Below are 13,668 nucleotides of genomic sequence, written 5' to 3'. Positions count from 1 at the left end.
CATCGTTTCGCGGTCCGCGCCGGGTTGGAATGGACACATGGACGCCATCACCACTCCCCCGACCGCCCGGAATGAGCCGGTCCACACCTACGCGCCCGGATCCGCCGAACGGGCCCGCATCACCGCTGAACTCGACAAGCTCAGCGCCGCCGATCCGATCGACCTGCCGCACGTCATCGGCGGTGTCCACGCCGCCGGCAGCGGTGAGCGCGTGGCCGTCGTCCAACCGCATGCCCACGCAGATGTGCTGGGGACGTTCACCAACGGCACTCACGACGACGCTCGCGCGGCCGTCGCCGCCGCCCGCGGCGCCAGCGCGGACTGGGCCGCAACCTCGTTCGATGATCGTGCCGCGGTGCTGCTGCGTGCCGCGGACCTGCTGTCGGGGCCGTGGCGCGAATCCATTGCAGCAGCCACCATGCTCGGGCAGTCGAAGACGGTGCAGCAGGCCGAGATCGACGCTCCATGCGAACTCGTCGACTTCTGGCGCTTCAATGTCGGATTTGCCCGCGAGATCCTCGCCGAGCAGCCCATCTCCGGTCCAGGAGTGTGGAATCGGCTCGACCACCGGCCTCTCGAAGGTTTCGTCTACGCGATCACGCCGTTCAACTTCACCGCCATCGCCGCGAACCTGCCGACCGCTCCCATGTTGATGGGGAACACCGTCGTCTGGAAACCGTCACCCACCCAGACCTACGCCGCCTACCTCACCATGAAACTCCTCGAAGCCGCCGGGATGCCACCTGGGGTGATCAATCTCGTTGCCGGCGATGGGATCGCGGTGTCGGATGTGGCGCTGGCCGATCCGAACCTCGCCGGTATCCACTTCACCGGCTCGACCGCGACGTTTCAGCACCTGTGGCGGGAGGTCGGCTCGAACATCGACCGGTACCGCACATATCCGCGACTCGTCGGAGAGACCGGCGGAAAAGACTTTGTGCTGGCCCACACGTCGGCGAATCCTGACGTCCTGCGCACTGCGCTCATCCGCGGGGCATTCGAGTATCAGGGTCAGAAGTGTTCGGCCGCCTCACGCGCCTACATCCCGAGGTCGGTTTGGGACAAGATGGGCGACGACTTCCTGCAGGAGACCAACGCACTTGCCTATGGCGACGTGCGCGACCTGAGCAACTTCGGTGGGGCGGTGATCGACCAGCGGGCCTTCGACAAATCGGCGGCGGCGATCGAGCGCGCGAAATCGGTCCCGACTCTCACGGTCGTGGCCGGTGGGGGCCACGACGATTCGACCGGCTACTTTGTCCAGCCCACCGTCCTGCTGAGCGACGATCCCCACGACGAGTCCTTCCGCACCGAGTACTTCGGTCCCATCTTGGCGGTACACGTCTACCCCGACAACGACTTCGAATCGATGGTGCACGAGGTGGATTCGAGCGCCCGTTACGCACTGACCGGTGCCGTGATCGCCGACGACCGGGCCGCAGTGACCACGGCTATGTCGGGGCTGCGTAACGCCGCAGGAAACTTCTACGTCAACGACAAGCCTTCCGGAGCGGTCGTCGGCCAGCAGCCTTTCGGCGGCGCGAGGGCGTCGGGCACCAACGACAAGGCGGGGTCGAGGCAGAACCTCATGCGATGGACCTCCACCCGGACCATCAAGGAGACTTTCGACCCACCGACGTCGTCGCCCTACCCGCACATGGCAGGTGAATGAGCATGGCCACACCCACTGCCACCGTGGCACGAGGCGTCATCATGGCCGCCGCCCGCAGCGACCGGATCAAACGGACGGCCGAGAAGATCGCCGTCACCCGAAACGTGGTGCACCGCTTCGTACCCGGTGAGTCGTTCGACGACGTCCTCGATGCAGGAGCGGGCCTGCTCGCATCCGGCCGGTTGATCAGCATCGATTACCTGGGCGAGGACACCACCGACGAATCGGCGGCCGATGCGACGGTGCAGGCGTATCTGAAACTCATCGGGATGCTCGGCGACCAGGAGGTGGCGGCGCAAGGTCACCCGCTGGAGGTCTCGCTGAAGTTGTCGGCACTGGGTCGGGCGCTACCGCGGCACGGCGAGAAGATCGCATTGGAAAACGCTCACCGGATCACCAGTGCGGCAGCGCAAGCCGGTGTCTGGGTCACCGTCGACGCCGAGGACCACACCACCACGGACGCCACCTTGCGGATCGTTCGCGAGCTACGCGCCGACTTCCCGGACCTCGGAACCGTGCTGCAGTCCTATCTACATCGCACCGCCGATGATTGTGCCGAGTTCTCGGGCCCGGGGTCACGAATCAGGTTGTGCAAGGGGGCATACGCCGAACCGGTGGACGTTGCATTTCAGAGCAAGGCCGATGTCGACGAGTCCTACCTGAGATGCCTGCGGATTCTGATGGACGGCAACGGGTATCCGATGGTTGCCAGTCATGACCCAGCGATGATCGAGGCGGCCGAGGCGATGTCCGAAGCCGCCGGCCGCGGGGCAGGCGAGTGGGAACATCAGATGCTCTACGGGATCCGTGATAGCGAGCAGGTCCGACTCGCGCAGGCCGGCCGTCAGGTCCGCGTCTACGTTCCATTCGGTTCCCAGTGGTACGGCTACTTCATGCGCCGCCTCGCCGAGCGTCCGGCCAACCTCACGTTCTTCCTGCGCGCGTTGGTCTCCCGGGGTTAGCCCCCTCCCGAATTCGCGCCACTTGCGTGCGTACGAGCCGGTTGCAACTGGCGCGTACGCGCGCAGGTGGCGCGAATTTCCGGCGAGACCTAGTACCCGATGAAACGATCGGTATGCACCCGCCACGGCTGCCACCTGAGTTCGGGTTCGGCGCGGATCAGCATCGGCTTGAGAGCTGCCAGCATCGCCGGTGGTCCGGACAGATAGTAGTGCGCGCCGGGGCGGGCGATGGAGTCGATCTCCTCCACGCTCACCAGCCCTCCGACGACGGTGATCACCTGGGCTCCAAGGCTCTTCGCGGCGTCGAGGATGTCCGCGTACACCAATCGATCGTCGGTGTTGGCGGCGTAGATCATCGAGACGTGGGACAGGTCGCCGCCGGTCTTCGCAGTCAACTCGGCAAGCATGGATCGGAACGGGGTCACGCCGATGCCACCAGCGATGAAGACGGTGGGGGTCGACGTCTTGCGGGGAAGCCTGAAGTCGCCTCCCACCTCGTCGACGTACAACGTGGTGGTGGTGCCGTCGATGAGCCTCTTCTTGAAGGCCGACGGCTCACCGACTGCGGTGAACCCGAAGCGGGTATGTGTTTCCGACGGCGCCCCGGCCAGCGAGAGCACCCGCCGGGTGCCCTGCTTGTCCGGCGTCGGGCTCCAGGTGGCCGCCGAGATCTGCGCCCACTGTCCGGGTGTAAAGCGCAGCGGTGGCGTGGCCAGGACCTCGTACGTGTCCACCCCGATCGGCCGCACCGAATCCACGGTGAGCACGGTACGACGCCACCGCATGCCGACGACGAACGTGAACAGACTGCCCGCGAGCAACGCGATCTCAGGGACGAACGCCAGCGTGAAGTCGGACGTGATCTCGAACGTCTGACCCCAGAACATCAGGATGCCGACGAGCGCCGCGTAGATCACCTTCGGGACCCGGGTCGCCGGAGAGGTGAGTGGTTCGGTCAACATGATCGCCGCCACGAACAGCAGCGGTGTGGACGTGAAGCCCAGATCGAGTGCATCGCCGATCGGGGTGTCGGCATCGAGTGCCACAACGATGATCGTCAGGACCGACACCGCGACGAACCCGCCGACCAGCCACCATTCGCGCAGCTTCCACACCACCGCGGCACCGATCACGATCATGGCGATCAGCAGCGGTTCAGCGGCAACCCACCAGACCGGGTACTCGAATGGCCCGATGGAGAAGTAGGCGAGGAGATAGCTGATCACCGCTCCCGCGACCGCAGGGTTCACGATGTGACGCCGACGCACGGCGAGGACATACTTCGAGGCACTCGCGACCGCGGCGGCCAGGACGAGTCCCCACGCCGCGTCGGAATCGGTGACGCCCGGAAAGATGAAGAACAGGATGAGCGCGGTGATCAGCCACGATTCGCTTCCCGGTGGTACTCGCACGACCGCGGCGCACGCGTAGGTGACGATGCCACAGACGACGACCAGAATCGCCAGCGATCCCAGCAACTGTGTTGCGGTATAGGCGAAGTCGGCGTCCGAGGCGGCGACGGCCAGCGAGTACACGGCCAGGACCACCAATGCCAGCAACACGAAGCGGTACATCGAGATACGGTCGATGAGTCGGACGAACTTCATAGAAAGAGCTCCAGTTCTCGGGCATGTGAATTCTCCACGCTGCCGTTTGCCCGCACCACCACGTAGTCGAAGCGATAGTCACGCAGCAGCTTCTGCGGAGGGCAGAAGAACAGCGCGGTCGACAGACCGTCGGCGGTCATGGTGTCGTCGGCGATCACCCAGGTGGCCAGCACCTCTCGGGTTGGTCTGCTACTCCGCGGGTCTACGATGTGGTGCCAATCGGCCCACGCGCGCCGATTGCTCGCCGAACCGCAGATCGCGTTGTTCTCGATCATCACTGTGCCGATGGCCTTCGTGGGATCTGTCGGGTGCTCGAGGGCGATCCGGTGCGGCGCAGCACCGGCCCTGATGTCCCCGCTGCCGTTGACGAGGTACTCGTCGACCCCCGCCGCGGCGAGGATCCTCGAAACCTGATCGACGGCGAATCCCTTACCGCTGGCGCCGACGTCGATCAGCGCTGGTCGGCTCGTGCGGAGCGTCCCCTGCCAGCCGGCGATGACGTCGTCCCAGGCAGATACCTCCGCGACCGTGTCCGCGGGCCGCAACGCATACCCGGCGCCGTACCCGGCATCATCCAGGGTCTGTCCCACCAACGGCGTCACGAGCCCGTTCGTGACTTCATAGAGGCGTCGATGCAGGTCGAGCATCGGCTGATCGGATTCTGCGATCGGGTACTCCCCCGCGGTGCGGGCGATCTCGGCCACCATCGAATCCGGCCGGAACCTCGACCACACCTGATCGATACGGTCCAGTTCGACGGCGATCTGCGCGCGAAGCGCCTCGGAGAGCGGCGCAGGCACCGTGATGTCCCACGCCGTCCCGAGAGCGCTGAACTCCCACACAGACACTGCCGTCGACCCGCTGATCACGCCTGGGCTTCGCTCTTGATCTGGTCGATCGCGTTGTTGAACCCACCGGAGGTCAGCGACGATCCGGAGACCTTGCTGACGTCGAGCTCATCGATGCTCTTGCCGACGACGAGGGAGTCGATACCACTGGCGAACTTCGCCTGGAACTCGGCCGAGGTGCCCTTTGTCTGGCTGGTGTCGAGGGTGAGCGCGGTGATCACCGAGTTCGACAGGGTGACAGTGACACCAACCGACTGCTCACCACCGGGTGAGTTGTAGGTGCCGGTGGCCGAGTATTCACCGTCGGCATACGGGGAGGTCGAGTCACCCTGTGCCGCTGTCGATTCCGCGGCGGTCGAACCCGTCGTGGTGGATGTTGCTGCTGCCGTGGTGGTCGACGCAGAGGTGCTCCCGCCGTCGTCGCCACAGGCGGCAATCGCAGCGCCGGTCGCTGCGATCACCGCAGCGACCTTGCCCGCGTTGACAATTCGGCTCTTTGAAGATGAAGTGATGGTCGAAGTCATGGTGTCCATAGTGCCTGGTGAGAGTCGACCGCGGTCCGTTTGGCGGGACTTTGACAGGAATCTCTCAGAACTCAGCCAGCTTTAAGCGCAGCCGTGTTATTGCTGCCAGCGGGCCATTTTTCTGCCATCGTTCAGGCCTGCGCCTCGGCTTTGATCTGGTCGATCGCATCGTTGAATCCGATGGACGTCAGCGACGAACCGGAGACCTTGCTGATCTCGAGGTCGTCGATGCTCTTGCCGACGACCAGGCCCTTGTCCGTGACACCGAGATCGAAGTTGTTCTGGAAGCCGGCGGATGGGCCCTGCGCGTCACTGGTGTCGAGGGTCAACGCCGTGATCACCGAGTTCGACAACGTCACCGTCACGCCGAGCTCCTGCTCACCACCGGGTGAGGTGTAGGTGCCCACCGCGGTGTACTCGCCATCGGCGTAGGGGGAGACAGCAGCAACGGCCTCGGCGGGCCCCACCGCGGTCGACTGCGACCCTGTCGTCGCCGTGTCCGCCGCGGCGTCTCCCCCGCCGCACGCCGCCAGGGCCGCCACCGCTCCGGCCAGAACCGCAGCAGTCTTGGTCGCGTTGGCGATTCGTGTCCCGGTAGGCGATGAGATCGTCAGAGTCATGCACAGAATGATGCACGACAAATCCGGCCCACGGTCCACTTGAGCCATTTAGTCTCACCTAATTGATGGACGCCTGGTAGGTGGGCTAACGACCGGCCGCCTCGATCCGTGCGGCCACCGCATCGACGAACACCGTCGAGATGTCGGCTGCCGACTCGGCGATGTAGCTGGTCCCGCCGGTGGCATCGGCGATCTGCTTCAGCGAGTCGGCATCAGCGTCCTCGGTGATGCCGATGGTCAGGATCAACACCGGCCGGGCCGGGTCCTCGAGGGCCTTGAGCTCGGCCAGCAGCCCCTGCAGACTGATGGAGTTGTCGTCCTCGTTCTGACCGTCGGTCAGGAGGATGACACTGTTCGAGAAGTTGGGGTCGTAGCTGTCCTGTACCTCTTTGAACGCTGCCAGCGTGGTGTCGTAGAGGCCGGTCGCACCGCCGAGGCGGTCCGGCAAGGTGACGATCTGCGACTCGAGGTACTCACGGTGCGTCTGTCCATCCGCGTCGACGGTGTCGAGGCGTTCGATGGGCGCGATCGGGAGCCAGTCCTGTCCCTGCCCGCCCATGTTGATCGAGAACAGCCACGCACCCAGTGCGGTGTTGTTCGGGAACAGCTTCAGTCCGTTCTGGCTTGCCTCCACAAGCATTTCGGCACGCGTGGAGTCCCCCGCACGTTCCTCCATCGATCCCGAGGCATCCTCGACGACCAGGCTGCGGATCGGCACGCCGAGCACCGCCCACTGCCGCAGCGCCTTGTCCTCCTGGGCCGGATCCTTGAGGGTCAGCACCGTCACCTGGCCGACCCCACCCTCGGGGCCGGGTTCATCCACCGACGTACGAAAACCGCTCGCGGTCAAAGCTTCTGCGCCTTGATCGGACGTGATCTGTTCGACGAGCTTCGCGCCGGCCTTCGCGATGGTGTCCTTGCGGGCGGCGGACGCGGTGTTGAGCATCGGATAGTCCAGGACCATGGTCCCGTCCCCTGGAACCGAGGGCGTCAGACCGCTCTCAGGATTCGCGCGCTGGAACTCGATGAAATGCTGTTCGCTGACGACGGTCGGGGAATCACTACCCGCCGCGACCGCGAGCCGGTCACCGTCGGAGTCGCCGCCGACGCGCGCGTTGCCTTGCTGCAGCGCCAGCAATGTCATCGCATCGGTGAACTCTTTACGGGTGATGGCACCGTCCTGCTCGGCGGCCAGCGCGCCGACGATCGGCGCATCCCCGGTGCTCGAGTCGATCGGGTTGCCGAGCCGCAGTCCCGGCAACGTCATGACGTCAACCCAGTTCTCCAGCGGCGCAACATCTTTACCCGCAACAACCACGGGGCTCGCGGCCACGGAATCGGCGATGATGTCGGGGGAAACGCGAACCTGGTCGGTGACCTTGCGCGCCCTCGTCTGAGAGTCTGCGATCCACAGATCCGGAGCCTGATCACCCTTGGTCAGCTGCCCTGCCACGTTCGCGCCGCTGACCGCGGTCACGGTGAAGTCGTAGCAGGAGCCACTCGACGCCTCGGCGGCCACCGGCTTGAGGGTGCCTGCCATCGACGGGTCGGCGATCACCGCCACCGCTTCCCGGGAATCGCAATCGGTCCCTGACCCGTCCCACACAGTGCGCCACAAGATCAGTCCCGCCACCAACCCCGCGACGAGCACCAGAGCGACCAGGGCCCACCGTCCCCCACTCCCCCGCCCGCCGTCGCGATGTCCGCTGAATCCGAACTCTTCCTCGGCGCCGCTGTCGACTCCGTGTCGACCCATCCCTCACCACCTTGTTTCGAGGTTCGCCGGATTCTATACACACCGGCGACGGCGGTGAGGTCAGGCGTACAGGTCGTGGAACTTCTGCAGGGAGGTGTGGATGTCGCCCTTGACGACCTTCGCGGCCGCCCGGCCGGCGAGCCCGATCATCGGCAGGCCTCCGAGTTCGAGCTCGAAGGTGAGGTCGGCGCCGTCACCATCAGGAGCGACCTCGAGGATCAGGGTGACCTTCACACCGCCCTTGCCGTCGCCCTTCAGGCTCACGCGACGGGGCGGGTCGTATTCGTCGACGACCCAGTTGAACCGCACCCGGGTGCCCTTGGCCGCCACGACCGACGACACCTCGGTGCCCTTGCCGATCTCTCCCGGCCCCGGGAGTTCGCTACGCCACCCATCGTGAATGACGAGCCATTCACCGAATCGGGACAGGTCCAGCGCATGCTCCCACGCCTGTGCCGGCGTCAATCCCACCTTGATCGAATCTTTGACCTTTGCCATGCCGCTGACGTTAGCGTCCGAACTACCGCAGTGGTGCGAGCGGCCGCCCGTGTCCGCTCAGACGGGGCAGCTGTTCGGCGCCGGCTCGTCCGCGAAACGGTCGGAGATCCAGTCGACGGCGGTACCGGTGACCCCGAGGTTGGTGTGCCCGCCGTCGGGTTTGCGCACGACCTCGATGACGTCACCCGCAGCGCAGGCACGCTGCAGCGCCGCCGTGGTCCAGGCCGACAGGATGATGGTGTCCTGGTCTCCGTACGCGACGAACAGCGGACCGTCCGCTCGGCGAGCAGGCAGCGCATCACCCTGCAAGATCTCGCGGATCCGGTCGGCGGCATCCTGATCGGCGATCGCAGCATCACCGGGAGCAATCGACATGGCGGCGCTGAAGCGATCCGCCGTCGACGTCGGGCCGCACGAGGTGAACACATCCGCGCCTGCCGCGAGGCCTCCGCGCATGTAATCGTCAGGGTCGAGGTCGGGATGCACCTCACGGAGTCCGGCCACCAAGTTCGGGATGAAGATCTTCTGGGCGTCGGTGTACTTGGTGTCGACCCCCGCTTCGGTGATCGGCGAGACATCCGCAGCGGGCGCCAACGCAGCTGCGCCCACGAACTCCAGCCCCTGGCCGTAGTCACCCGCCGCCTCCGCGGACGCCCAGGCGGCCTGTCCGCCCTGCGATGCCCCGATGGCCGCCCAGCGGTCGGACGTGCCGGGGACGACGTCCTGGGCAGCGCGCACCGCATCGATCATGTTGAAGGCCACTGTCCTCGGCTCGAGATATGGATGCGGCCTGGGTTTGCTCACCGCGGTCCCGAGTCCCTGGTAATCGCTGGCGGCGACGACGAATCCACGATTGAGCAGGCGGGTCATGTTGCCGGCTTCACCCAGGAGATCGGCGTAGTCGGACGGTCCACAGCTCTGATCGGTTCCGGTGGTGCCGTGGCCCAAGGCGACGATCGGCCACCCGCCGGGCGGTGGGACGCCGTCGGGAACCGCGATCACCCCGGAGACCTCCGTGCCGAAACCGCCCCCGTACCCGGCGGTGGATCGGTAGACCACCCGGGTCAAGGTACCGGCGGCTCGGAGTTCGGGACCGGCCTCGAACGTCTCCTGCGTGACGATGGCGCCCCGCTCGGCCGGCGAGGGCGCCGGAGGCTGCGAGGACGACGGCGCCGGGGACGACGGGGCTCCGGACGCACTCGGCGACGACGACAGCGCTCGGCCGTCGTCGTCGCCGGTGGTGGAACACGCGGTGATCGCGAGCAGTGCGACTGCCGGCGCGATCAGCGCCGTGGTCAGCTTCTTGATCGGGTGCCTGTCAGTGCTGCTGGCCCGGGTTCCTCTTGTCGTCCTGAGCGAACTTCTTCGCGGCGTCCGCACCCTTGCGGACCTGCCCGGCGTACTTGCCCTTCGTGGCTTTGTTCACCGCGTCGGCGCCCTGGTCGATGATCTTGGTGTTCTTGCTCAACGTCGACTTGCCCTTGTTGATCAGGCCTTTGAGATCCACGGGATCCTCCTTCTGGTCTAACCGTCCGAACGCGCTGTTTCGACGGTGTCTTTCTGTGAAGATCGGGAGTCCAGCCTACTTGACCAGCTCGCGATGACCGGATTGAGCCGCCAGAGCAACTCCACGGCGGCGATGCCGATAGCCGAGGCGATGAGGGCCACGCTCGTCTTGGCCCAGTCGGTGGGATCGAGCTTGAACAGGTCCTGGGTGAGCGGCAGGCTGAAGATCAGCACATAGGCCACCGCCGAACCCGAGATCAACAGGATCTTCCACCAGTTGTACGGCCGGGCGACCACTGCCAGCACCCACAGCGAGATGGAAATGAGCGTGATCAGCGCGGTGGTCGCGGCCTGCATCTGATCGGGCGTCATGTCGATCGAGTCCTTGCTGCCCAGCTCCACTCCGCCGCCACCCGGATAGACGATCGCGTAGGCGACGAAGGTGCAGACCGCGATCACGATTCCGGACGGGATCGCCAACCGCAGCACCCGGCCGACGAACCCGGTGCGGGCGCGCTCGTTGTTGGGGGCGAGCGAGAGGATGAAGGCCGGGATCCCGATCGTGAACCATGCCGAGATGGTGACGTGGATCGGCTGGAACGGGTACGAGATCGGGGTGAAGCCGAAGATCTTGCCTGCCAGCCCGGCGATGCCGATCATCAGCGCGAGCAGCACCGCGTAGACGGTCTTGGTGAGGAACAGGTTGGAGACGCGTTCGATGTTGCCGATCACCCGGCGGCCCTCACCGACCACATACGGCAGGGTCGCGAAACGGTTGTCGAGCAGGACGATCTGCGCCACCGATCGGCTCGCCGAACTGCCCGACCCCATCGCGACACCGATGTCGGCATCTTTGAGGGCCAGCACGTCGTTGACGCCGTCACCCGTCATCGCGACCGTGTTCCCACGGGACTGCAACGCCCCCACCATCGCCCGCTTCTGATCCGGGCGCACCCGACCGAAGGTGGTGTGGCTCTCGAGGACGTCGGCGAGCGGACCCTGCTCGCTCGGCAGGCTCCGCGCGTCCACGGCGTCGTCGACCGTGCCGAGGCCCAGTGAACCCGCCACCGCACCGACCGACACGGCATTGTCGCCGGAGATCACCTTCACCGAGACATTCTGTGACGCGAAGTAGTCCAGGGTTTCGCCGGCATCCGGCCGGACGCGCTGTTCCAGGGCGATCAACGCGCGCGCGGTGACTGACCCGGGGGCGCCGAGGCCGGCAGCCTCGGAGTCGACCGGCACATCGGTCGAGGCGAGCAGGAGCACCCGAAGTCCACCCGAGCCGAGATCGCTTGCCTGCGCGGCGGTGTCCCCGTCGGGGTCGAGCAGCATGTCGGGCGCACCGAGCAGCCAGTTGCCGCGATCGTCACCGGACGCGCTGTCGGAGAACGAGATCCCGCTCCACTTCTTCGCGGAGGTGAACGGCGCGATGTGGGTCGATGTCCACTCCGGCGCGTCCGGGAAGGCCTCCGCCATCGCCTGCACGCTGGCGTTCGGACGTGGGTCATGCGCTGCCAGGGCCGCGAGCGCCTGCTCGAGGTCGGCCTGCTCACCTTGCACCGCAACGAGTTCCGACAGTCGCATGCCGTTCTCGGTCAGCGTTCCGGTCTTGTCGGCACAGACGACGTTCACGCGCGCCAGACCTTCGATGGCGGGCAGTTCGTTGACCAGGCACTGCCGCCGGCCCAGCCGGACGACCCCGACGGCGAAGGCGATGGTCGTCATCAGCACCAGGCCTTCGGGGACCATCGGCACCAGCGCCGCCACCATGCCGAGCAACGAGGCCTTGATGCCGTTGTCGCTGATGAACAGTTGGTTGATGATCGTCAGCAGTCCGGCGGGGATGAGTAGCCAGGTGATGATCTTCAGGATCTTGTCGATGCCGCTGCGCAATTCGGAGTCGACGAGCGTGAACTTGCTTGCCTCCTCGGCGAGTTGGGCCGCGTACGCGTCCCGGCCGACCTTGGTGGCCCGATAGGCGCCCGACCCCGACACGACGAAGCTGCCCGACATGATGTGGTCACCCGGCGCCTTGTCGACCGCGTCGGCCTCTCCGGTGAGCAACGATTCGTCGATGTCGAGGGACGCCGATTCGACGGTGTCACCGTCGACGACGATCTGGTCGCCCGGGCCCAACTCGATGATGTCGTCGAGGACGACCTCGCCGGGCGCGATCTCCGCCGCGACACCGTCACGGCGCACCATCGGCCGGGTCTGGCCGACGATCGCGAGGGCGTCGAGGGTCTTCTTCGCCCGGATCTCCTGGATGATGCCGATACCGCTGTTCGCGATGATCAGCAGCCCGAAAGCGCCGTTGATGATCGAGCCGGTACTCATCACGATGATGAACAGCACGCCGAGAATGGCGTTGATGCGGGTGAACACGTTGGCGCGGACGATCTGGCCGATCGTCCGTCCGGAGCGGTCCGGCAGCACGTTCACGTGTCCGGCGGCGACCCGCTCCGCGACCTGGGCCTTGGTGAGCCCGGTGGCGACGTGTGCCTCGTCCAAGGCGGTCATGCGGCGACCTCCCACCAGGACTGGCTGTCGAATCCGTGTCCCGTGCGTGAGCTGACGTCGAAGTGGGCTCCCGGCATCGGTGTGATCAGCGGGATCTGATGCGCCTGGGCGGCGGGCAGCAGTCGCTGGACCGGATCAGCCCACTCGTGCAGGGCGAGATTGAAGGTGGCCCAGTGGATCGGCAGCAGGAGCGACTCGGAGAGCTTGTCGCCGTTGAGCATCCGGTACACCTCGACCGCCTCCTCCGGATTGAGGTGGATGTCGGGCCAGAGCCGGTCGTATGCGCCGATCGCGATCAGGCTCAGACCGAACGGTCCGTACTCGGCACCGACCTGTTCGAAGGCGTCGGTGATACCGGAGTCGCCGGAAAAGAAGAAGTTGTTGTTCGGGCCCGCCACGGCCCAGCTCGCCCATTGAGTGGTGTTGCGCTGCAGACCGCGACCGGAGAAGTGCCGGGCCGGGCAGCAGTTGAACGTGAGATCGCCGACCGTGATCGATTCACCCCAATCGGCCTCACGGATACGCTCCGGGCCGATCCCCCAGTACTCGAGATGAGCCCCGACCCCGATCGGCGTCACGAACGTCGCCTCCGGATGCAGAACCGCGAGTTTGCGGACCGTCGCGGTGTCGAGGTGGTCGTAGTGGTCGTGGCTGATCAGGATGACATCGAGCGAGGGCAGCTCGGCCAGTGAATGCGGCACCGGATGCATGCGGGCCGGCCCGACGATGCTCGATGGTGAGCAGCGTTTGCTCCACACGGGGTCGGTCAGGATTCGGTGGCCGTCGAGTTCCACGAGGACCGAGGCATGACCCATCCACGTCGCGGCGAGGTCAGCAGCCTCCAGTGGCAGAGGCGTGACATCGAATTGCAGGTGCTTGGAGGGTTTGCCGATGTCGCCGCGCCGCAGCATCGCCAGCGCCGCCGCCCGGTCACCTTCGACGGGGGTCGGTGGTTCGACATTCGCGAAGGTGCCGCCCTTCTGGCGCGGCGAGGCGCTGATGTGCGAGAGCACAAGATCTTTGGGTGCCCCCATTGCCCGATAGACCTCACCCCCAGCGGTGACACCGGCCGCGGCAAGCGCGACTCCGGCGGTGGCGGCACTGGTCAGGAGCCTGGGACCGGTCATGAGATTCGGAAGACGCACCACGCAG

General features: G+C 66.0%; 12 protein-coding genes. 2 read left to right on the top strand and 10 right to left on the bottom strand.

Going from position 1 to position 13,668, the window contains the following annotated elements; all coding sequences use genetic code 11:
- Window positions 1–37: 37 nt before the first annotated feature.
- Window positions 38–1,672, top strand: coding sequence for an L-glutamate gamma-semialdehyde dehydrogenase (gene pruA / locus BFL43_RS19090; RefSeq protein ID WP_084894060.1), 1,635 nt, complete (start codon window positions 38–40; stop codon window positions 1,670–1,672).
- Between the two features lie 2 nt (window positions 1,673–1,674).
- A complete protein-coding gene (locus BFL43_RS19085) occupies window positions 1,675–2,634 on the top strand; it encodes a proline dehydrogenase family protein (protein WP_084894059.1) in 960 nt (319 codons plus the stop codon).
- 89 nt (window positions 2,635–2,723) lie between these two features.
- Here BFL43_RS19085 and BFL43_RS19080 read toward each other — a convergent pair whose 3' ends face one another.
- The 10 genes from BFL43_RS19080 to BFL43_RS19035 all read right to left on the bottom strand — a co-directional run bounded on the left by BFL43_RS19080 (window position 2,724) and on the right by BFL43_RS19035 (window position 13,643).
- Window positions 2,724–4,241, bottom strand: a complete 1,518-nt coding sequence (locus BFL43_RS19080; RefSeq protein ID WP_084894058.1) for a hypothetical protein — start codon at window positions 4,239–4,241, stop codon at window positions 2,724–2,726.
- A complete protein-coding gene (locus BFL43_RS19075) occupies window positions 4,238–5,089 on the bottom strand; it encodes an FAD:protein FMN transferase (protein ID WP_143695413.1) in 852 nt (283 codons plus the stop codon). The genes BFL43_RS19080 and BFL43_RS19075 overlap by 4 nt, the downstream gene beginning before the upstream one ends.
- Window positions 5,090–5,106: 17 nt before the next feature.
- Window positions 5,107–5,613 carry an FMN-binding protein gene (locus BFL43_RS19070; protein WP_084894152.1) on the bottom strand — a complete coding sequence of 169 codons (507 nt, stop codon included), beginning with the start codon at window positions 5,611–5,613 and terminating at the stop codon, window positions 5,107–5,109.
- Window positions 5,614–5,744: 131 nt separating this feature from the next.
- Window positions 5,745–6,233, bottom strand: a complete 489-nt coding sequence (locus tag BFL43_RS19065) for a calcium-binding protein (protein WP_084894151.1) — start codon at window positions 6,231–6,233, stop codon at window positions 5,745–5,747.
- An 85-nt stretch (window positions 6,234–6,318) separates the two neighbouring features.
- Window positions 6,319–7,989 (bottom strand): substrate-binding domain-containing protein, encoded by a 1,671-nt coding sequence (locus BFL43_RS19060; RefSeq protein WP_084894056.1) that lies wholly within the window; start codon window positions 7,987–7,989, stop codon window positions 6,319–6,321.
- 60 nt (window positions 7,990–8,049) lie between these two features.
- On the bottom strand, window positions 8,050–8,487 hold the full coding sequence (locus BFL43_RS19055) for an SRPBCC family protein (protein WP_084894055.1): 438 nt from the start codon (window positions 8,485–8,487) through the stop codon (window positions 8,050–8,052).
- Between the two features lie 57 nt (window positions 8,488–8,544).
- Window positions 8,545–9,867: a lipase family protein gene (locus BFL43_RS19050; protein WP_240498356.1), complete on the bottom strand. Its 1,323-nt coding sequence runs from the start codon at window positions 9,865–9,867 to the stop codon at window positions 8,545–8,547.
- Window positions 9,806–9,994, bottom strand: coding sequence for an Rv0909 family putative TA system antitoxin (locus BFL43_RS19045; RefSeq protein ID WP_084838883.1), 189 nt, complete (start codon window positions 9,992–9,994; stop codon window positions 9,806–9,808). Before BFL43_RS19045 ends, BFL43_RS19050 begins: the two co-directional genes overlap by 62 nt.
- A gap of 17 nt (window positions 9,995–10,011) precedes the next feature.
- Window positions 10,012–12,516, bottom strand: coding sequence for an HAD-IC family P-type ATPase (locus BFL43_RS19040; protein ID WP_084894054.1), 2,505 nt, complete (start codon window positions 12,514–12,516; stop codon window positions 10,012–10,014).
- A complete protein-coding gene (locus tag BFL43_RS19035; RefSeq protein ID WP_084894149.1) occupies window positions 12,513–13,643 on the bottom strand; it encodes an MBL fold metallo-hydrolase in 1,131 nt (376 codons plus the stop codon). The genes BFL43_RS19040 and BFL43_RS19035 overlap by 4 nt, the downstream gene beginning before the upstream one ends.
- Window positions 13,644–13,668 lie beyond the last annotated feature (25 nt).

This window comes from Williamsia sp. 1135 (genome assembly GCF_002095395.1).
GTDB lineage: Bacteria > Actinomycetota > Actinomycetes > Mycobacteriales > Mycobacteriaceae > Williamsia.
The sequence above is the reverse complement of the archived record's forward strand: the minus strand, read 5'-3'. Positions and strand labels throughout refer to the sequence as shown.

Coding starts and splice junctions, on each gene's coding strand:
- pruA (WP_084894060.1), top strand. CDS start 38: ATGGACGCCATCACCACTCCCCCGACCGCCCGGAATGAGCCGGTCCAC.
- BFL43_RS19085 (WP_084894059.1), top strand. CDS start 1,675: ATGGCCACACCCACTGCCACCGTGGCACGAGGCGTCATCATGGCCGCC.
- BFL43_RS19080 (WP_084894058.1), bottom strand. CDS start 4,241: ATGAAGTTCGTCCGACTCATCGACCGTATCTCGATGTACCGCTTCGTG.
- BFL43_RS19070 (WP_084894152.1), bottom strand. CDS start 5,613: ATGACTTCGACCATCACTTCATCTTCAAAGAGCCGAATTGTCAACGCG.
- BFL43_RS19065 (WP_084894151.1), bottom strand. CDS start 6,233: ATGACTCTGACGATCTCATCGCCTACCGGGACACGAATCGCCAACGCG.
- BFL43_RS19060 (WP_084894056.1), bottom strand. CDS start 7,989: ATGGGTCGACACGGAGTCGACAGCGGCGCCGAGGAAGAGTTCGGATTC.
- BFL43_RS19055 (WP_084894055.1), bottom strand. CDS start 8,487: ATGGCAAAGGTCAAAGATTCGATCAAGGTGGGATTGACGCCGGCACAG.
- BFL43_RS19040 (WP_084894054.1), bottom strand. CDS start 12,516: ATGACCGCCTTGGACGAGGCACACGTCGCCACCGGGCTCACCAAGGCC.
- BFL43_RS19035 (WP_084894149.1), bottom strand. CDS start 13,643: ATGACCGGTCCCAGGCTCCTGACCAGTGCCGCCACCGCCGGAGTCGCG.